The sequence below is a fragment of the Williamsia sp. Y844 genome (assembly GCF_056786475.1).
This window is the reverse complement of the sequence record NZ_JBXCJB010000003.1, coordinates 201,060-219,657: the sequence shown is the minus strand read 5'-3', so window position 1 is coordinate 219,657 and position 18,598 is coordinate 201,060. Positions and strand designations below refer to the sequence as shown.

At 65.2% G+C, this 18,598-nt stretch carries 17 protein-coding genes; 3 read left to right on the top strand and 14 right to left on the bottom strand.

Annotated elements, in window-relative coordinates:
• Positions 1-20: 20 nt before the first annotated feature.
• Positions 21-719, top strand: coding sequence for a metal-dependent transcriptional regulator (locus AC1TQG_RS17820; RefSeq protein WP_482139884.1), 699 nt, complete (start codon positions 21-23; stop codon positions 717-719).
• 6 nt (positions 720-725) lie between these two features.
• On the opposite strand, the gene truB is transcribed toward AC1TQG_RS17820, so the two are convergent.
• From truB to rimP, 13 genes are all read right to left on the bottom strand, one after another.
• Positions 726-1,664 (bottom strand): tRNA pseudouridine(55) synthase TruB, encoded by a 939-nt coding sequence (gene truB, locus AC1TQG_RS17815; RefSeq protein ID WP_482139143.1) that lies wholly within the window; start codon positions 1,662-1,664, stop codon positions 726-728.
• Positions 1,661-2,317 (bottom strand): 4'-phosphopantetheinyl transferase family protein, encoded by a 657-nt coding sequence (locus tag AC1TQG_RS17810; protein WP_482139141.1) that lies wholly within the window; start codon positions 2,315-2,317, stop codon positions 1,661-1,663. The genes truB and AC1TQG_RS17810 overlap by 4 nt, the downstream gene beginning before the upstream one ends.
• Positions 2,314-3,306, bottom strand: a complete 993-nt coding sequence (locus AC1TQG_RS17805; protein ID WP_482139139.1) for a metallophosphoesterase family protein — start codon at positions 3,304-3,306, stop codon at positions 2,314-2,316. The genes AC1TQG_RS17810 and AC1TQG_RS17805 overlap by 4 nt, the downstream gene beginning before the upstream one ends.
• Positions 3,307-3,366: 60 nt before the next feature.
• Entirely contained in the window at positions 3,367-4,542 is a 1,176-nt protein-coding gene (locus AC1TQG_RS17800) for a DUF2235 domain-containing protein (RefSeq protein ID WP_482139138.1), read from the bottom strand.
• Positions 4,543-4,567: 25 nt separating this feature from the next.
• Positions 4,568-7,165, bottom strand: coding sequence for a LuxR C-terminal-related transcriptional regulator (locus AC1TQG_RS17795; protein ID WP_482139136.1), 2,598 nt, complete (start codon positions 7,163-7,165; stop codon positions 4,568-4,570).
• 36 nt (positions 7,166-7,201) lie between these two features.
• On the bottom strand, positions 7,202-8,533 hold the full coding sequence (locus AC1TQG_RS17790; RefSeq protein WP_482139134.1) for an MATE family efflux transporter: 1,332 nt from the start codon (positions 8,531-8,533) through the stop codon (positions 7,202-7,204).
• A gap of 47 nt (positions 8,534-8,580) precedes the next feature.
• The gene (locus AC1TQG_RS17785; protein ID WP_482139132.1) at positions 8,581-9,555 is read right to left on the bottom strand and encodes a DHH family phosphoesterase; all 975 of its coding nucleotides are present in this window, start codon (positions 9,553-9,555) and stop codon (positions 8,581-8,583) included.
• A complete protein-coding gene (gene rbfA, locus AC1TQG_RS17780; protein WP_482139130.1) occupies positions 9,552-10,037 on the bottom strand; it encodes a 30S ribosome-binding factor RbfA in 486 nt (161 codons plus the stop codon). Before rbfA ends, AC1TQG_RS17785 begins: the two co-directional genes overlap by 4 nt.
• Before the next feature lie 142 nt (positions 10,038-10,179).
• Positions 10,180-10,470 (bottom strand): DUF503 domain-containing protein, encoded by a 291-nt coding sequence (locus AC1TQG_RS17775; protein ID WP_482139128.1) that lies wholly within the window; start codon positions 10,468-10,470, stop codon positions 10,180-10,182.
• 18 nt (positions 10,471-10,488) lie between these two features.
• On the bottom strand, positions 10,489-13,452 hold the full coding sequence (gene infB, locus AC1TQG_RS17770) for a translation initiation factor IF-2 (RefSeq protein WP_482139126.1): 2,964 nt from the start codon (positions 13,450-13,452) through the stop codon (positions 10,489-10,491).
• Positions 13,453-13,532: 80 nt separating this feature from the next.
• Complete coding sequence (locus AC1TQG_RS17765; protein ID WP_482139124.1) at positions 13,533-13,853, bottom strand: YlxR family protein; 321 nt, start codon at positions 13,851-13,853, stop codon at positions 13,533-13,535.
• Positions 13,854-13,957: 104 nt separating this feature from the next.
• Positions 13,958-14,983 carry a transcription termination factor NusA gene (gene nusA, locus AC1TQG_RS17760; protein WP_482139122.1) on the bottom strand — a complete coding sequence of 342 codons (1,026 nt, stop codon included), beginning with the start codon at positions 14,981-14,983 and terminating at the stop codon, positions 13,958-13,960.
• Positions 14,980-15,564 (bottom strand): ribosome maturation factor RimP, encoded by a 585-nt coding sequence (rimP, locus tag AC1TQG_RS17755; protein WP_482139120.1) that lies wholly within the window; start codon positions 15,562-15,564, stop codon positions 14,980-14,982. The genes nusA and rimP overlap by 4 nt, the downstream gene beginning before the upstream one ends.
• A 179-nt stretch (positions 15,565-15,743) precedes the next feature.
• On the opposite strand from rimP, the gene AC1TQG_RS17750 reads away from it, so the two are divergent.
• The gene (locus AC1TQG_RS17750; RefSeq protein WP_482139118.1) at positions 15,744-16,274 is read left to right on the top strand and encodes a hypothetical protein; all 531 of its coding nucleotides are present in this window, start codon (positions 15,744-15,746) and stop codon (positions 16,272-16,274) included.
• Complete coding sequence (locus AC1TQG_RS17745) at positions 16,271-16,708, top strand: ferritin-like domain-containing protein (protein ID WP_482139117.1); 438 nt, start codon at positions 16,271-16,273, stop codon at positions 16,706-16,708. The genes AC1TQG_RS17750 and AC1TQG_RS17745 overlap by 4 nt, the downstream gene beginning before the upstream one ends.
• Before the next feature lie 87 nt (positions 16,709-16,795).
• Here AC1TQG_RS17745 and AC1TQG_RS17740 read toward each other — a convergent pair whose 3' ends face one another.
• Positions 16,796-18,535, bottom strand: a complete 1,740-nt coding sequence (locus AC1TQG_RS17740) for a proline--tRNA ligase (RefSeq protein ID WP_482139115.1) — start codon at positions 18,533-18,535, stop codon at positions 16,796-16,798.
• Between the last annotated feature and the right edge of the window lie 63 nt (positions 18,536-18,598).

The window sequence follows — 18,598 nt, the reverse complement described above, 5'->3', positions numbered from 1 at the left end:
AGACTCCCCCCGAATCCACGGTGGACGCCGCCACCCTGGCCGGGCTGAAGGCGGTTTCCGAGCTGTCGACGGTCACCCAGGACTATCTGAAGGTCATCTGGACCGGGCAAGAATGGAAGCCCGAGAAGATAACCACCAAGATGCTTGCCGAAAAGCTCGGTGTGTCCCCGTCCACGGCCTCTGAGGCGATCCGCAAACTCGCCGACCAGGGTCTCGTGGTGCACGAGCGCTACGGGTCGATCACCTTGACCGACACCGGCCGTACCGCCGCGATCCTGATGGTCCGCCGCCACCGTCTGCTCGAGACGTTCCTTGTCCGAGAACTCGGATACAGCTGGGACGAGGTCCACGACGAGGCCGAGGTTCTCGAACACGCGGTCTCCGACCGGTTCATGGCACGCCTGGACATCAAACTCGATCATCCGACCCGCGACCCGCACGGCGATCCGATCCCGTCCATAGACGGTTCGGTCCCCACCCCGGATGCCTCGCTGTTGGCAGATCTGGAAGTCGGCGCCGGAGGACGCATCGCACGGATCGCCGACACCGATCCAGAGATGCTGCGCTACTTCGATTCCGTCGGTATCGCTCTCGACCGCAAGGTCACCATCCGCGAACTGCGGCCGTTCGCCGGAACCATCGAGATCAGCATCGACGAAGGCACACCCATCGACCTGGGAGACATTGCCGCCCGGGCGATCTGGCTCGTCACCGCCTAGCGGAGCTCAATGCCCGCGCAGGGTCGCCGGCCGCACAACCATGACCGAACTGGCGCGACGGCCCTTCTCTTGCAGCAACGCGATCGTGTGACCGTCCGGGTCGATGGCGGCGTAGGTGCCCTCCAAACCGATGGGCTCCAACCAGCGACCCTGGCTGATCGATTCGGCTTCTTCGGTTGTGATGTTCCGGTGCGGGAAGGCGAACTGTGCGGCCGCGTCGATGTCGAGGGAGACACCTGGATAGTCGGCGACTTCTTCGAGGGTACGGGCGACATCCAGTCCGAACGGCCCAACCCTGGTGCGGCGCAATGCCGTCAGGTGTCCCCCGACGTCCAGTGCGCTCCCGAGATCGCGGGCCAGCGACCGGATGTACGTGCCTGCCGAGCATTCGACCTCGACATCGACATCGGTGTAGGTGACGCCATCGGGATTGTTCTCGCCGGGCGGCACCAGGCGGACCTGCCCGACCTCAAAACGTGACACGGTGACCGGCCTGGCCTTCAATTCGAACTCGGCACCGTCGCGGGCCAGTGCATGCGCCCGACGGCCGTCGACCTTGATGGCGCTGACACGCGCCGGGATCTGGCTGATGTCGCCGGTCAGGGCCGCGACCTGTTCGGTGATCTGGCCGACGTCGATGTGCCCGGCGTCGGTCGACGAGATGATCTGCCCCTCGGCATCATCGGTGTCCGTTGCCGCCCCGAGACGGATGGTGGCCGTGTACGCCTTGGTGGTCAGGGACAGCAGGCCCAGAATCTTGGTGGCCCGCTCGACGCCGATCACCAGCACGCCGGTGGCCATGGGATCCAGAGTGCCTGCGTGCCCGACCTTCCTGGTCTTGAGTAGCTTTCGGCACGCGGCCACCACATCGTGACTGGTCAGCCCCTGGGCTTTGTCGACGATCAGCAGGCCGGCGCCGTCGAGGCCCGAACTCAATGTGCTCATAGCGAGATCACCGCGATGATCAGTCCGCGCTCGACAAGCCACCGGCCGTCGAACCCGAGAAGCGGTTCGCCGCCGTCGATCGTGGCACCGTCGACGAGCAACTCGCTGCGAAACGTGCCCATGGTCCCCGTCTCTGCCTGTTGGAAGGTGATGTGTGCGTCCTCGAAACCGAGCCATCGTTTGGTCAGCGGAAACCAGGCCTTGTACGTTGCCTCCTTGGCGCAGAACAGGAGTCGATCCCAGTGCATGGAATCATCCCGTGCTGCCAAGACCTCCCGCTCCGGTTCCAGACTCACCGCGTCGAGCACCCCTTCGGGCAGCGGTGCGTGCGGTTCGGCATCCACACCCAGCGACCGCACCTGCATCGAATATCCCGCGATGGCAGCACGATAGCCGTCGCAGTGGGTCAGGCTGCCGACGACCTGGCGCGGCCACAACGGCTCACCCTTGTCGCCACGCATGATCGGCACCGGCTCGATCCCCAACTGGCCCAGAGCTTCTCGTGCACAATTTCTCGTGGTGACGAATTCCTTGCGACGCTTCTCGACAGCCCGCGCGACCAACCCGGCCTCGGCGGCCAAGGGTGCAAGATCGGGCATCTCACCAAACGATTCGGCCACCGCAACCCCGGAGGGCAACAGCTTTTCGATCATGGTGTCCCGCCTCGATTCTCTTCACGCTGCGCTCTGCGCGCCTTGATGTCTTCACGCTTGCGCGTCAATTGTTCGGTGAACTCCGCCGCCCGCTCCCGATAATCGGGCGGTAATTCGAACCGGGCGCCGTGTTCGGGTAGGTGCTCGGGCCGCAGACCCTCGTCGGGCGCGATCTTGCGGAGCAAGGGTTCGGGCAGACCACGCCGGTTCCATTCGCGGGGATAGCCGACCGATACCTCTTCGAAGCGGATGTCGTCGTACCAGGTGGTCCGTGGGATGTGCAGGTGTCCGTACACGCAGCACGACGCCTTGTATCGCGTGTGCCAGTCGGCGGTCAGCTCACTGCCACACCACAACGCGAACTCGGGATACATGAGTGCGTCGGTCGGTTCACGACGCAAAGGCCAGTGGTTGATGAGCACCTTGGGCTCGGTCCGATCGAGTTGATCCAACCGCTTTCGGGTCTGCTCGATCCGGGCGCGTCCCCATGCGTCACGGGTCGGGTAGGGCTCTGGCGAGAGCAGGAACTCGTCGGTGGCCACCACGTTGTTCTCACGGGCCACAGCCAGCGCCTGCAGCTTGTTCGTGGTTCCTGCCGGGCGAAAGGTGTAGTCGTACAACAAGAACATCGGGACCACGCGGACCGGGGTCGACCCGTCACCGGCATCGAATAGCGGATAGATGTCTTCGGGCGTGACGACGCCGAGGTCGCGGCACATCTGGACGAGGTAGTCGTATCGCGCCACTCCGAAGATCTGCATCGGGTCTTTGGCTGTGGTGTACAGCTCGTGGTTGCCCGGGACCCAGATCACGGTCTCGAACCTTGTCTTCAGGCGGCGCAGCGTGTCAGAGAGGTCGTCGGTGCGCTCACTCACGTCACCGGCGACGATGAGCCAGTCACCTTCGCTCTGCGGCTGGATCCTGTCGATCACCGATTCGTTGCCGCGATGTGCGACATGTAGGTCGCTGATCGCCCACAATGTCGCCATGGATATCCCTTCGCGCGCGCCTGAAAGAGGCGGTTTGCCCCAACACGCGAGGGTAGTCGACTACCGGACGGTGCTGTGTCCGGGCTCTTCGGCGCCCCGCGTCGTCAGCTGTGCTGCGACGGTTTGATATCGGTCGTCACCGACGCCATCGATCCACCACTTGACACCGGCAACCGGCAGCGAGCCACCGCGCTCGACAACCCACCGCCGATACACGTCGTCGGCCAGGTCCACGGCGACGTCGGCGTCCTGATACGTCCCGGCGCGGCGTTCGAGTACCCGCCATCCGCGCTGGAAACGTGAACCGAACCGTTTCGCAGGCGTCAACGAATCGACCATCGCACTCAGTGCGTTCAGTACCCGGTAGGGAAGTTTCAACGTCTTGTGCAGCATCACGTCCTGCGGCTCGGTGACAAGCCGACTGTCTGCGAACACCAGCCCTGCCGCACGCGCCTCGTCGACCATCCACTTGAGTGATCTGTTCGCGAGCTCGCACTCCTCGTAGCCCCCGCCGACATCGCTGTGCACACCGTCGAACCAGATCTGTCTGACGTCTGGGGTCGCCTTCTTTTTCTTGTTCTCCGTCCACAGAGCCGGCGCAAAAGCCCGCCGACGCTCGTGAATTGCCAAGGCGTGCCTGGCTGTCGCGACCTGGGGTGTCAGCGCCACGTTGTGGAAGCGGTAGTTCCGGCGTGTCACACCCGGAACACCCAGGGTCCCGACCGTGTCGAACACCCCGAGGAACCGGACGATGACGTCATTCTGGTCGTAACAGTCGGTCTGGAAATCGGCCACACTCCTGGACCATTCGGGGGTGGGCTTCTCACCGTCGGCCGGTCGTCCCCGATACAGCCCCATCACCTTCGACAGGTTGTTCTCCGCCAGCCCGTCGGGTGTGAGCAGACCGATCGCATCGATCATCCCCACCAGGCTCCGCGCCGTGTAGGCACCGCGACTGAATCCGAAAACGTAGATATGGTCTTCCTTTTCGTAATTCAATGACAGGAACCGGTAGGCCCCGACGATCGCCGCGTCGAGTCCCAGACCGAAGGCGCCGCCGACGAGCTTCTCGAATCGCGTGGCACCGGTACCGACCCCGGCGGCGTAGTAGACGATCTGGACCGGAAGATCTTTCGGTGTGGTCTCGATCGCCCGGGCGATCTTCTCGATGTTCGAGACGTCCTTGTCATCGGCGTTCTTCCACGTGCCGTCACAGCACACCACCAGGTTCTTCACGCCATGCCCTCCCCCGAAGCAGTTGTCAGTTCTCGTTTTTCAGCAACGTCGCCAAGTCCGCGCGGTCAGAGAGGTCGAGTTTGGTGCACGCCCGGTAGATGTGTCCTTCGACGGTGCGCACGGACACCGTCAGCCGCTCGGCGATCGCCTTGTTCGACAAACCTGCCGCGACCAGCGTGGCGATCTCCCGTTCCCGGGCGGTCAGCGGCAACGGATGGGCGGCCGCGATCATGGCCGGGGTCCGCAGTCCGCCACATTCCGCGGAGAGCCGGGCCGCAGTGGACGCCGACGCCGCCATCGCTGCGCGTTCGTCGGCGGCGTCGTGGACAGTGGCGGCCTGCGCGGCCGCGTCTGCGGCAGATACGAGCGCACCGATCTGCGCGAACTCGTCGGCACTGGCGTCCAGTGCGGCACCGTCGCCTGCGGTCACCGCATTGGCGTGACGTGCGTACGCACCGACCAGAACACCGTCGATCTGACCTGCCAGTTCGGTCAGCCGCGGTGCTGCGGTCTCGTCACCGAACCGGGCCGCGGCATGCAGGGCTTCGGCCTCGATGCTGTACTGGCCCGCGTCGGCAGCCTGCTCGGCCGCCGCGCGGGCACCTGAGATCGCCTCGCCCGTGACCCCTTGTGCCGCGGCGAGCCACGCCGCGGTGAGCTGCACCTGCGGGCCGAACACACTCACGTAACGACCACTCCGCTGCTGGGCATCGGTCAGGACGCGAAGCGCATCGGCATCGCGACCCAGCGCCGAATAGCATTGGGACAACATTATTCTGGCCGGAAAGGTCCAGGCCGCAGCAGAGGTGGTCTCGAGGGCGGCCAGAGATTGTTCGAAGCGGCCGACGGCCGGCTCCAGGCGCCCTCGGGCCAGGTCGACCAAACCCATCACGACGTTGGCTATCGCCCAACCCAGGAACTGCCCCGCAGCCTTGAATTGCAGATTGCGGCCGGCCTCTTCCTCGGCCTCATCGAATCGCCCGGTGTAGACCAAGCCCAGAACGCCTCCGTATCCGGCCATGAACTTCAGCAGACCATCGATCTTCAGTTCCACCTCCCGGCCGCGTGCGGAGATCTCGGCAACTTCGGAGCCACGCCCGCTGAGAGCCCGCGCACAGCCACCACCAAAACAAGCCCATTCCAACGCCCAAGGAGACGTCTGCGGCGCCTCGAGTACCCGCTGCGACCGCTCCAGGGCCTCGTCCAGGCGCCCTTCGAACAGGGCGCAGGCCGACGCGATGCCGTCGACCGCCTGCTCCAGCGCGGGATGATCGACCCGCTCGGACACCAACGCGAGCACCTCATCGGCGCGACGGCTCTCGCCCATCGACCACAGCAGGTTGCTGATGCGGGTCAACCCCCACTGCACCAGCTGCACCGGATCCATCTCGTCCGGGTCGAAGGCGGTGAGAGTCTTCTCGGCAGCCTCGGCCCGTCCCTGCCAAAGCAGTGCCCGGGCAAGCAGATTCGCTGCAGCAAGACCTCCACCGCCATCAAGCGACGCCTGCGCGAAACGTTCACCGAGGGGCACATTCGCCAAGGAGATCGCATCATTGGCCGCCCGGCCGAGCAACTCGGCGTCCACCTTCTCGTCGCTGTCGAGGGAGAGCTCCGCCAACCGGATCCGCTCCGCCGGGCCGCCGACTTCCCGGCCGGCCAGCGCTTTCACCAATTGACCACGCAGCCGGCGTGACGACGCGATACCGAGCCGGCGTCGGATCACATCACCGAACAGCGGATGTGTGTAGTGGACGTTGAACCGCGAACCCTCACGCGCAACCCGGATCAGTCCTCGGGCCTCGGAATCGTCGACGGCCGCGTCACCGGCGAGTTCGCTCAACACGTCCATGTCCAACGGTTCGCAGAACGTCAGGAGCTTGAGCACCTGCAGCGACGAGTCCTCGAGTTGGTCGATCCGGCTCTCGAGCAACGATGCCAGCTCGGATGTGACCGCGGCCCGCCCCCGCAGTTGCCACACGCCGCGGACCTGCCGCAACGCACCGGACTCCAAGGCGCCTTCGACGAGGTGGTGCAGAAAAAGGGCGTTGCCGCCGGAGGCGTTCCAGATCACGTCGGCGCTCAGACCTTCGAGGTGGCCGCCGAGGACTGATTCGATCAGCTCGACACTCTGCTCCTTGGAGAACGGTGAGAGCACCAGACGCACCAGGTGCCGGTCTTTCCAGAGCGAGGTCACCGCGTCGGGAACCACTTCACCACTGCGCACGGTCGCGATGATCCGGACCGCCCGATCGATGGCGAGTTGATGCAGCAACGTCGCGGACAGTTCATCGAGGAGGTGCGCGTCGTCGACACCGATCACCGTGTCGCCACCGGCCAGCAGGGCCGCACGAGCAGCGGACATGAATGTGACCGGGTCGGTCGACGTCGACGGCCCGACCAGATGCGCAAACGCACCCAGCGGGATGCTCCGCGCCGATTCGGTTCCGGCCACCCAGCGCACCTGCCCGGACAACGTGCCGGTGGCATAGCGCGCCAGAGTGGTCTTGCCCACGCCGGGTTCACCCGTGAGGACAACACCGAGGTCTGGTGCCTCGGACGCGAGAGCCGACTGGATCGTCTTGAACTCCCGCTCGCGTTCTATCAACGGCCATGTGCGAGCCACGGATAAATACTAGGCCGCAAATGCCCAGGCTGGAGGTTAACTTTGCGGCGAATGCACGTTCGCCACCGCAGTCCACCGGCCACCACGGACCCGCCACACGCCCGTGATCAGTCGAAGTGCCATGAACACAACCAATCCCGACCAGATTCCGGCCAGACCCCAGTCGAAGATCAGCGACAACCAGATCAACGGAAAGAATCCGAACAGGGCACATGCCAATGTCGCATTTCGCAGGAATGCCGCGTCCGCGCTGCCCAGGAGAACACCGTCGAGGGCGAACACCACACCGGCGACCGGCAACATTGCGACGAAAAACCACCAGGGTGTGCTGACCGCATCGAGCACATCTGGATCAGAGGTGAAGATCTTCGGCACCAGCGAACTCCCCAGCGCAAACAGCACGGCCAGCACGATCGACACCCCGACCGACCACTGGGTCACGCGGCGGGTCACCCGCCAGGCGGCCGGAACCGCACCGGCACCGAGCGCCGCACCGACCAGCGCCTGGGCGGCGATCGCAAACGAGTCGAGCAACAGCGCGACAAAGTTCCACAGCTGCAACACCAACTGATGCGAGGCCACCGCCGCCACCCCGAAACGACTGGCCACCGCAGCGGCGGACAGAAAGCAGATCTGGAAAGACAGACTCCGCAGAATCAGGTCGCGTCCCAATGCCAATTGCGAAATGATGACCGACCACCGGGGCCGACGACTCGGCACTTGCTCTCGTGCACACTCCGCGACCACACGCACCGCGAACAAGACGCCGGCGACGCCCTGCCCGACCACGTTCGAAACCGCGCTGCCTTCCAGGCCCATCTCGGGTGCACCCAGCAGACCGTGTACAAGCAGCGGACACAACACAGCTGAGATACCCAGTCCAACAACCACATACACAATCGGTCGACGGGTGTCCTGCACACCTCGCATCCACCCGTTGCCTGCCATCGACAGCAAGATCAGGGGTACCCCGCACACCGCGATCCGTAGCCATGCGGTCGCCTCCTGCGCCACCGATCCCCCACCGGTCAACACGTCCAGAATCCACGGCGCACCGAGCTGGACCAGCGCGACGATGGCGGTGCCAACCCCGAGCGCGATCCAGGACGCCTGCATTCCCTCGGATACGGCGCCGGCGCGATCACCCGCACCGAACTTCTGTGCGGCGCGTGCAGTTGTCCCATAGGACAAGAACGTCAGTTGGGTGCTGACCACCCCCAACACCAGGACGCCGACCCCCAGTGCGGCGAGATCGGTACCACCGAGCCGGCCGACCACCGCCAGGTCGAGCATCAGATACAGCGGTTCGGCGATCAAGACCACCAGGGCCGACATCGACAGTCGCAGGATCCGCCTATTGGTCGGCATTACTTCCGGCGCTGATTCAGCGATTCCGGATCCTCCGGATTCCGTACTCACACGGAGGAGAGGAACTGCTCGACCACCTCGGCGGCCGTCCCGGAGGCTCCGAAGCCGGCCGCGAGCTGATGACCACCGCCACCATGCATCAGTGCGATGGGCACCAGATCAACCTTCGACTTCGCCCTCATCGACACAGTCCACTGGCCGGGGGAAGACTCTTTGAACACCACTGCGACTTCTGCTTCAGCGGTGGTCCGAACGATGTCGACCACGCTTTCGCTTTCTTCCCAGCCCAATTCGGCCGCGGAAGCATGGTCGACCACGGCGTACACCAGTCCGAGTCCGTCAAATGCCGTCTTCACCAGTACCGCGGATTCGAGTGCGGCTGCAACCATGGCAAGCCAGCCAAATCTATGGGTGTCGAGCAGAGTCCTGGTCCATCGCCGACCGTCGACACCGACTTCGAGCATTCGCGCAGCGATCAGGTGCGACTTCGGCCGGCCCCACTTGAAGGATCCGGTGTCCGTCACAACGCCCGCGTAGATGCAGGTCGCCATGTCGAGCCCTATATCGACACCGAGCACGTCGATGATCGACAAGACGAGTTCTGCGGTGCAATCTGCCTGCGGATCAATATAATTGATCGTTCCGAAACCGGCATTGGACACGTGGTGATCGATGACGATCGAATGCGTCGCCGCCTCGACCACCGTCGAAAGTGCTTCGAGACGGTAAATGCTCGCACAGTCGACTGCAACCACCACGGGATAGCCGACGATATCCGCGGGATCGATGATCAGATCTGCGCCGGGTAGTTGGGCCAGCGCTGTCGGCAGCTCCGTTGGTCCGGCAAAACTCACCTCGACGACAGCACCCAACCGCCGCAACGCATCCGCGATCGCCAGACCGCTGCCGATCGTATCGGCGTCGGGCCGGGTATGGCAGAGAACCGTGACCTCCGGAGCCGCCGACAACACCTCGGCGACAGAGCCCAGGACCGGGTCGGACGGAACCGGGGTGCTACTCACCGCTCGCCTGAGCCCGGAGCACCGTCCCCGGAATCCTCGTCGTCATCATCAGCACGTGGTTCACGGTATGGGTCGGCTTCTCCGGCCGGAGCGGCATCCCGCGCCAGGCGGGCCACCTCTTCGTCCTGAAGACGGGCACGTTCGAGCAGCTCTTCCATCTCCCGCGCAGTGTCGGGGATCCGGTCGAGCACAAAACTCAGCGTCGGGGTGAACCGGACACCGGTTCCCGCACCGACTTTGGACCGCAGAACTCCGGTGGCCTTGGCCAATCCGGCCGCTGCGGACGAATAGTCGGGCGGCGTATCAAGTGATGGACCCATCACCGTGTAAAAAATCGTCGCCTCATGGAGGTCGCCGGTGACCTTGGCGTCGGTCACCGTCACATAGGCGAGCCGGGGATCCTTGATCTCACCGGCGATCGCCGACGCGACGATCGTCGAGATCCGCTTGGCCAGCCGCTGTGCCCGTGCTGGGTCTGCCATGGCAGCTCACTCTCCTGGTTTCCGGTGCATCCGGCGCCAGCCGGATCACCCATTGTCTCTCATCCGCAATCGTCGTTGTCGCAAGCACTTCGCCAAGCGTCGCTGCCGCGCACGGTCTGAATCGTCGCTGCCGCGAACAGTCTCAATCGTCGCTGCCGCGAACTGTGCGTCGAACCGACAATACTTCGATCTCGGGGCGACCCGAGACCAAAGCCTCACAGGCGTCGAGAACCTCACCGACGTGCCGGGTGTCGCCGGCAACTGCGGCGACACCGATACGGGCACGGCGGTGAAGGTCATGATCGTCGACCTCGGCGACCGACACCCGCAGACGCGCCAGTGATGCGACGATGGGTCGCACCACTGAGCGCTTCTGCTTGAGCGAGTGGATGTCGCCGAGCAGTAGGTCGATTTCCAGTGAACCGACGAACATCTCAGCCTGCCGGGACTATCAGTCCCGTGCCTTTTCCCGCAACTCGTAGGTCTCGATCACGTCATCGACCTTGATGTCGTTGTACGTGATCGTCAGACCACATTCGTAACCGTCGCGAACCTCGGTGACATCTTCCTTCTCACGCTTGAGCGAGGAGATGGTGAGGTTTTCGGCCACGACCTTGTTGTCACGCAGCAGACGAGCCTTGGCGTTACGCCGCATGATGCCCGAGGTGACCAGACAGCCGGCGATGTTGCCGACCTTGGACGACCGGAAGATCGCACGGATATCCGCCCGGCCCAGCTCGACCTCTTCGTAGACCGGCTTGAGCAGACCCTTGAGTGCGGCCTGGATCTCGTCGATGGCCTGGTAGATCACCGAGTAGTACCGGATGTCCACGCCTTCGCGGTTCGCCAGCTCCGTCGCCTTGCCCTCGGCCCGGACGTTGAACCCGATGATGATCGCGTTCGACGCCGACGCCAGGTTGACGTTGGTTTCGGTGACGCCACCGACACCGCGGTCGATGACGCGCAACTGCACCTCGTCGTCGATCTCGATACCCATGAGTGCCTCTTCGAGGGCTTCCACGGTTCCCGAGTTGTCGCCCTTGAGGATCAGGTTCAGCTGCGAGTGCTCCTTCAGTGCCGAATCCAGATCTTCCAGGCTGATCCGCTTGCGGCCGCGTGCGGCCAGCGCGTTGCGCTTACGCGCATTGCGACGGTCGGCGATCTGCCGGGCGATACGGTCCTCGTCGACCACGAGCAGGTTGTCGCCTGCACCGGGGACCGACGTGAAGCCGATGACCTGGACGGGGCGCGACGGCGTGGCCGCCGTGACATCCTCGCCGTGCTCGTCGACCATCCGACGGACACGTCCGTAGGCGTCGCCGGCCACGATCGAGTCGCCGACGTGGAGCGTTCCGCGCTGGATGAGCACGGTGGCCACCGGGCCACGACCGCGGTCGAGGTGCGCCTCGATGGCAACACCCTGCGCGTCCATGTCCGGGTTCGCCCGCAGGTCAAGCGAGGCATCCGCGGTCAGCAGCACTGCTTCGAGCAGTGCGTCGATGTTGGTGCCCTGCTTGGCCGAGATGTCGACGAACATCGTATCTCCACCGAAGTCTTCGGCAACCAGCCCATATTCGGTGAGCTGGGCACGAATCTTCTGCGGATCGGCGCCTTCCTTGTCGATCTTGTTGACCGCCACCACGATCGGCACGTCGGCCGCTTGTGCGTGGTTGATCGCCTCGACCGTCTGCGGCATGACGCCGTCATCCGCCGCGACCACGAGGATCGCGATGTCGGTGGCCTTCGCACCACGGGCACGCATGGCGGTGAACGCCTCGTGACCGGGGGTGTCGATGAAGGTGACCAGGCGCTCGTTGCCATCCAGTTCGGTGAGGACCTGGTAGGCACCGATGTGCTGTGTGATGCCGCCGGCTTCGCCCTCGCGGACGTTCGCCTTACGGATCGTATCGAGCAGTCGGGTCTTACCGTGGTCGACGTGACCCATGACGGTCACCACCGGCGGACGCTGTTCCAGATCTTCCTCGCCACCGGCATTCTCGCCGTAGGTGAGGTCGAAGGAGTCGAGCAGTTCGCGATCTTCGTCTTCCGGGCTGACGACCTGAACGGTGTAGTTCATCTCGCCGCCGAGCAGCTCCAGCGTCTCGTCGTTGACCGACTCGGTCGCCGTGACCATCTCGCCGAGGTTGAACAACGCCTGCACAAGTGCTGCCGGGTTCGCATTGATCTTGTCTGCGAAGTCGGACAGCGAAGCTCCACGAGCAAGGCGAATTGTCTCGCCGTTGCCACGTGGCAACCGGACGCCGCCGACTGCGGGAGCCTGCATGCTCTCGTACTCGGCGCGTTTTGCCCGCTTCGACTTGCGACCACGACGAACGGCACCACCCGGACGACCGAAGGCACCTGCGGCACCGCCACGTCCACGGTTACCGCCGCCGGGACGACCCCGGAATCCACCGGGAGGGCCACCGGGTGCACCTGTGGGTGCACCGGCACCGGCACCGCCGCCACCTGGACCGCCACGGTAGCCACCGCCACCGCCTGCGCCACCGGGACGACCGCCGCCGCCACCGGGTCCACCACGGCCTGCGCCGGGTCCACCACGAGCGCCGCCGGGTCCACCGGGACCGCTGGGACGTGCCGAACGTGCCGGCATCGCACCCGGGTTGGGGCGAGGAGGCATGCTGCCGGGGCTAGGACGAGGTCCGCCTTGTCCCGGTGCGGGACGAGGACCGCCCTGACCCGGGGCCGGACGGCCACCGGCGGCTGCGCCACCGGCGCCGGGACGCTGTCCCCCGCCTGGGCGGGGTCCACCGGCACCTGGTGCCGGACGCGCAGCGGGGCGCTCTACCGGTGCTGCACTCGAATAGGGGTTGTTGCCGACACGCGGTGCACGCGGGCCGGGCTTGGGGCCACCGGGACGCGGTGCCTGAGCCGGACGCGACGGAGCTGCGGCAGGCGGGGTTGCTGCTGCTGCCGGTGCTTCGGGCGCGGCCGGAGCGGGAGTGCTCTTGGCCGGTGCGGCCGGTGCGGGTGCACTCGGCGCCGGTGCGCTGGACACGGGCTTCGACGGGGCCGGAGCCTGCGCAGCGGGGCGCGGAGCTGCCTTTGGCGCAGGGGTCGGCCGCTGTGCACCGGGCTTGGCGCCGGTGGACGGTGCTGCCGGAGCACCTGCATTGCTGGTGGATACCGGTCCCGGACGCGCTGCGCCCGGCTTTGCCGGTGATGGTTTTCCGGCCGGGGCATCGCCTCCGGCGGATCCTGCTTGTCCCCCGGCGTTACCGGCGGGGGTGTCCTGTCCTGGGAAGGACTGGCGAAGTCGCCGGGCCACGGGGGCCTCAACGGTCGACGACGCAGATTTTACGAACTCGCCCTGCTCGCTGAGACGTGCAAGCACTTCCTTGCTTGTCACTCCCAGTTCCTTGGCCAATTCATGCACGCGGGCCTTGCCTGCCACTGCTCTCCTCACTTGGAGGTCGAGCGGCATTGCCCGCTACGACCTCGGTTTACGTCCGAAACGTGCTCATCGCAAGAACTTCACGGTGTGCTCATGTCTTCTGCTACCTGTTCCTTAGTGGCCGACTGCTGCCGGCCTCTCTGTTTGGCTACCGTTTCGATTTCTCGGCTCAGTAGATCGGTATCGACGGTCAACCCGCCGACCCGAAATGCCCTGGCGAAAGCCTTCCGCTGAATCGCGGTTCCCAAACAATCGAGATCCGGATGCAGCCAGGCGCCACGCCCTGGCATGGTCTTCCGATGGTCCATCACAACCACCTTTGCGCTGTCGTCGCGCCGCACGACCAGCCGAACGAGTTCGGCGGCCGGGTGACACTGTCGACATCCGACGCAGGTACGCATCGGCAGATTTTCGCGGTGGCGCGAAGGATCACTGTGGACCACCGGTGAGTCTACCGTCCACGGCGAGCTAGATGCTAATGACACCCGTCTCGGCGCGTTTCTGCTCAGCTCGCACCTGCCGCAGACGGCTCGGAATCCGAGTCGGTCTGGGCATCGCTACGGATGTCGATGCGCCATCCGGTGAGGCGGGCAGCCAGGCGGGCGTTCTGCCCTTCCTTGCCGATGGCCAGCGACAACTGGTAATCGGGCACCACGACCCTGGCGGCTTTTGCCACTGGATCGACGACTGTGACCGATACCACCTTCGACGGCGAGAGTGCGTTGCCGACAAACACGGCCGGGTCGGTGTCGTAGTCGATGATGTCGATCTTCTCGCCGGCGAGTTCGCTCATGACGTTGCGGACACGCTGCCCCATCGGTCCAATGCAGGCACCTTTGGCGTTGAGTCCGGCAACCCCGGTGTGGACGGCGATCTTCGACCGATGACCGGCCTCCCGGGCCACCGCGACGATCTCGACCGACCCGTCCTCGATCTCGGGAACCTCGAGAGCGAAGAGCTTGCGCACGAGATTGGGGTGGGTACGCGAGAGTGTGATCTGCAGGCCGCGGGATCCGCGTGCGACGCCGACGACGTAGCACTTGATCCGCTCGCCGTGCACATAGGTTTCACCGGGTACCTGCTCGGCAGGCGGCAGTACACCTTCTTGGCCGGTGGCTTCGCTACCGATGCGCACGACCACCATGCCGCGGGCGTTCGCGCGCGCGTCCTGCTGCACCACGCCGCCGACGATCTCACCCTCATGCGTGGAGAACTCGCCAAAGTTTTTGTCGTGCTCGGCATCTCGCAGACGCTGCAGGATCACCTGGCGGGCCGTGGTGGCCGCGATGCGCCCGAAACCTTCAGGGGTGTCGTCCCATTCGGAGATGACGTTGCCATCGGCGTCACGCTCTTGCGCCATCACGCGGACCTTGCCGGACTTGCGATCGACATCGATGTACGCGTGTGGTGCAAACCCGTCGGTGTGCCGGTAGGCCGTCAGCAATGCCGACTGGATGGTCTCGATGACGGCATCGATCGTGATGCCCTTTTCGGCCTCGATCATACGAAGCGCTGCAATGTCGATATTCATTTGTTCCCTTTCCTTCTTGCCTCGATCTGCTCGGGATCAAGGCCGCACACCTCGAGTTCGGCAGCACTGGGCTCACCGAAGTCGACCTGTACAAACGCTTTGCGTACTGATGCCAATGCCACGGTCGTGGTGGCGAAACCCTTGCTTGTCTTCGTGACCAGCTGCACGCTCGACTGGTCGTCGTCGAGTGCCCCGATCCGGCCGGAGAGTCGCTCTGGCGGATCGGCGATGAGGTCGACCACCACTTTGCGTCCGGCTGCGCGGCGCCAGTGCCGCGGCTGTGTCAGCGGGCGGTCGACACCCGGCGAGGTGACCTCGAGGGTGTAGGTCGGTAATGCGGCCAACGCGTCGTCACCCTCGGCGCCGGTCTCGTCGTCCGTACCGTCGAGGATCGTCGAGACCGAGCGGCTCAGCTCGGCCAGCTCATCGAGCGACGCGCCGCCGTCGCGATCGACGACCAACTTCACCAGGTTCTCCGGGCCCGTCGCCACCACTGACAGTTCCTCGACGTCGTACCCCTTGTCGGTGACTGCCGGTTCGATCAGTCCACTGATCCGTTCGTGGTCGATTGCCCCGGGCATCGGTGTCTCCTCCATGTGCAGTTGTCAGGTCTTTACTCCGAACAGCTTAACGCCCCTGACCGCCTGTCCTTGACCATCGACTGCGCCATCCGGTGACGAATGGGCCACAGTCGGACGGCGAACCGCCGAGCGGTGCGCGGGATCTGCCCTCGCCGACGCGGGCTGGCACTATTGACCGTGTGACGGTCAGTGAAGTTCCAACATCAGATGGCATTCGGGGAATCACGTCCTCCCGCCGCACTTTCCTGCAATCGGCAGTGGCGCTCGCCGCGGGCGCGAGCGCGATCTCTGCGGTCGCGGCCTGCGGATCGGACGGCACGACAAGCGCGCAGCAACAACTGGCCGATCAGCTGCTACCCCAGGTCACCGCGGCCAATACCGACGCCGCCGCCGCGACGGCGGCGATTGCGGGCAACCCGGACCGGGCGGCGGCACTCACCGTCATCGCCGAACAGCGAACAGCCCATTCGGTCGCACTGACCGACGAGATCACCCGGCTCGACTCCGGCCGGGCGCGGATCGCGTCGAGTTCAGCGACACCGAGCCCCGCGGTGACCGCACCACCGACAATCGATGAACTCCGAACGCAGCTCACGGCGTCTGCGAACTCCGCCGGAAACCTGGCCATCGAACTCTACGGTTACGTCGCCGGCCTTCTCGGGTCGATCAGCGCCGGGACCACAACTCTTGCGGCGGTGCAGCTCTCATGACCCCAACGACCGATGCACTCGCCGTTGCCGTGACCGCGGAGAACGCCGCAATTTTCACGTACGGCGTAGTTGCGGCACACGCGGCACCCTCGCGCGAGCAGGCGATCAGCGAATACACCGCCGAACACCGCGCACTGCGAACCGAGTTGGAAACGGCTCTGACCGCGGTCGGCGCCCCGGTACCACCGGCGGCGGCCGGCTACAACCTGCCGATCGCCGTCACCGATCCCGCGTCGGCGCTGAAAGTCGCGCTGGCCGCCGAAGAGGACTGTGCAGTGGCCTATCGCAGCCTGCTCGAGCGGGCGTCCGATGTAGGCAGTCGCCGGCTCGGCCTTCAAGGACTGACCGGCAGTGCCCTCCGGGCAGCGAATTGGCGGGTGGTCCTGAGGATCTCACCGGCAACCGTCGCCCTGCCAGGCGGAGACGCAGCGTAGCGGAGCTCGACCAGGTGGGGCGGAGACCCAACGTAGCCCGAACCGCGGATCGGCCCGATCAATGATCGGGCCGATCGCGCGAACCGACTAGCGATTGGCGAGCAGTGCCTCGACCGCGGAGTCGGAGGCGACCTCGGTCGCCTCTCCGGTGAACCGGTCGCGGATCTCGACGGTGCCGTTGGCCCAGCCGCGTCCGACGACCACGACCACCGGCATGCCCAGCAGCTCGGCGTCCTTGAACTTCACACCCGGGCTCGCCTTGCGGTCGTCGAGGAGCACGGACATACCCGCGGCATCGAGATCGGCGGCAAGACTCTGCGCACCGGCCCAGGCCTGCTCGTCCTTGTTCGCGATGACCAGGTGGATGTCGTACGGCGCCACAGACTTCGGCCAGCGCAGGCCTTTGTCGTCGTGTTGCTGCTCGGCGATGACGGCAACCATCCGCGAGACGCCCACACCGTACGAGCCCTGGATCAACCGGACCGGCTTGCCGTTCTCGCCGAGGACGTCGACCTCGAAGGCATCGGTGTATTTGGTGCCGAGTTGGAAGATGTGACCGATCTCGATACCGCGGGCTGCGACAAGGGTGCCCAGGCCGTCCGGCGACGGGTCACCGTCGCGAACCTCGGCGGCCTCGACGGTGCCGTCCGGCACGAAGTCCCGGCCGACCACCAGGTCGACAACATGCTTGCCCAGTTCATTTGCACCGGTGATCCAGGACGTACCTTCGACGACCCTGGGGTCCACCAGGTAACGCACCCCGTTGTCCTGCAATGCTTTCGGGCCGATGTAGCCACGAACCAGGAATGCGTTGGCGGCAAAGTCGGCGTCGCCGATCATTTCGACGGCGGCCGGTTCGACGGCGGCTTCGAGCCGCTTCATGTCGACATCGCGGTCACCGGGGATACCGATCGCCAGCAGTTCGGTCTTGCCGTCGGGCCGACGCAACTTCACCACGACGTTCTTCAATGTGTCCGCGGCGGTGAAGCCGCGGTCGGGGAACGTCTCCTGCGCCCAGGCGACCAGCGTGTCGATGGTCGGGGTGTTGCCGGTGTCGTACACGGTGGCCGCGGGCAGACCCTCGATCGGCAGTGCCGGCGGCGCCGGGGTCACGACGGCCTCCACGTTGGCCGCATAACCCGACTCCGGGCTGCGCACGTAGGTGTCCTCGCCCACTTCACTTTCGGCCAGGAACTCCTCTGATGCCGAACCGCCCATGGCACCGGAGGTGGCGGCGACGATCACGTACTTGACCTGAAGACGGCGGAAGATTTCCTGGTAGGCCTCGCGGTGGGCGTCGTAGGACGCCTTGGCACCGTCGAGATTCAGATCGAACGAGTACGAGTCCTTCATGATGAACTCGCGCCCGCGCAGGATGCCGGCCCGGGGACGCTCTTCGTCGCGGTACTTGGTCTGGATCTGATAGATCGTCAGTGGCAGATCTTTGTAGGACGAGTACTCCCCCTTGACCAGCTGGGCGAACAACTCTTCGTGGGTGGGTCCGAGCAACATGTCGGCACCCTTGCGGTCCTTGAGCCGGAACAGCGCGTCGCCGTATTCGGTCCATCGTCCGGTCGTCTCGTAGGGCTCGCGCGGCAGCAGCGCGGGCAACGAGATCTCCTGGCCACCGATGTTGTCCATCTCCTCACGGACGACGGCCTCGACCCGCCGCAGCACCTTCAGTCCCAGTGGCAGCCAGCTGTAGACGCCGGGGGCGACGCGGCGGACATATCCGGCGCGGACCAGCAGCCGATGACTTGGCACCTCGGCGTCGGAAGGATCGTCGCGCAGAGTGCGCAGGAAAAGGGTCGACATGCGTGTGATCACGTCAGACACCATATCTCTGCGACCACACCGGCCCTGCATCCCTGTGACCAGAGGCGGCTGCAT

Bases quoted from the DNA above. Each gene is read 5' to 3' on its own strand.
- truB (WP_482139143.1), bottom strand. From the start codon at position 1,664: ATGAGCACATTGAGTTCGGGCCTCGACGGCGCCGGCCTGCTGATCGTC.
- AC1TQG_RS17810 (WP_482139141.1), bottom strand. From the start codon at position 2,317: ATGATCGAAAAGCTGTTGCCCTCCGGGGTTGCGGTGGCCGAATCGTTT.
- AC1TQG_RS17805 (WP_482139139.1), bottom strand. From the start codon at position 3,306: ATGGCGACATTGTGGGCGATCAGCGACCTACATGTCGCACATCGCGGC.
- AC1TQG_RS17790 (WP_482139134.1), bottom strand. From the start codon at position 8,533: ATGCCGACCAATAGGCGGATCCTGCGACTGTCGATGTCGGCCCTGGTG.
- rbfA (WP_482139130.1), bottom strand. From the start codon at position 10,037: ATGGCAGACCCAGCACGGGCACAGCGGCTGGCCAAGCGGATCTCGACG.
- AC1TQG_RS17775 (WP_482139128.1), bottom strand. From the start codon at position 10,470: ATGTTCGTCGGTTCACTGGAAATCGACCTACTGCTCGGCGACATCCAC.
- AC1TQG_RS17765 (WP_482139124.1), bottom strand. From the start codon at position 13,853: ATGCGTACCTGCGTCGGATGTCGACAGTGTCACCCGGCCGCCGAACTC.
- nusA (WP_482139122.1), bottom strand. From the start codon at position 14,983: ATGAATATCGACATTGCAGCGCTTCGTATGATCGAGGCCGAAAAGGGC.
- rimP (WP_482139120.1), bottom strand. From the start codon at position 15,564: ATGCCCGGGGCAATCGACCACGAACGGATCAGTGGACTGATCGAACCG.
- AC1TQG_RS17745 (WP_482139117.1), top strand. From the start codon at position 16,271: ATGACCCCAACGACCGATGCACTCGCCGTTGCCGTGACCGCGGAGAAC.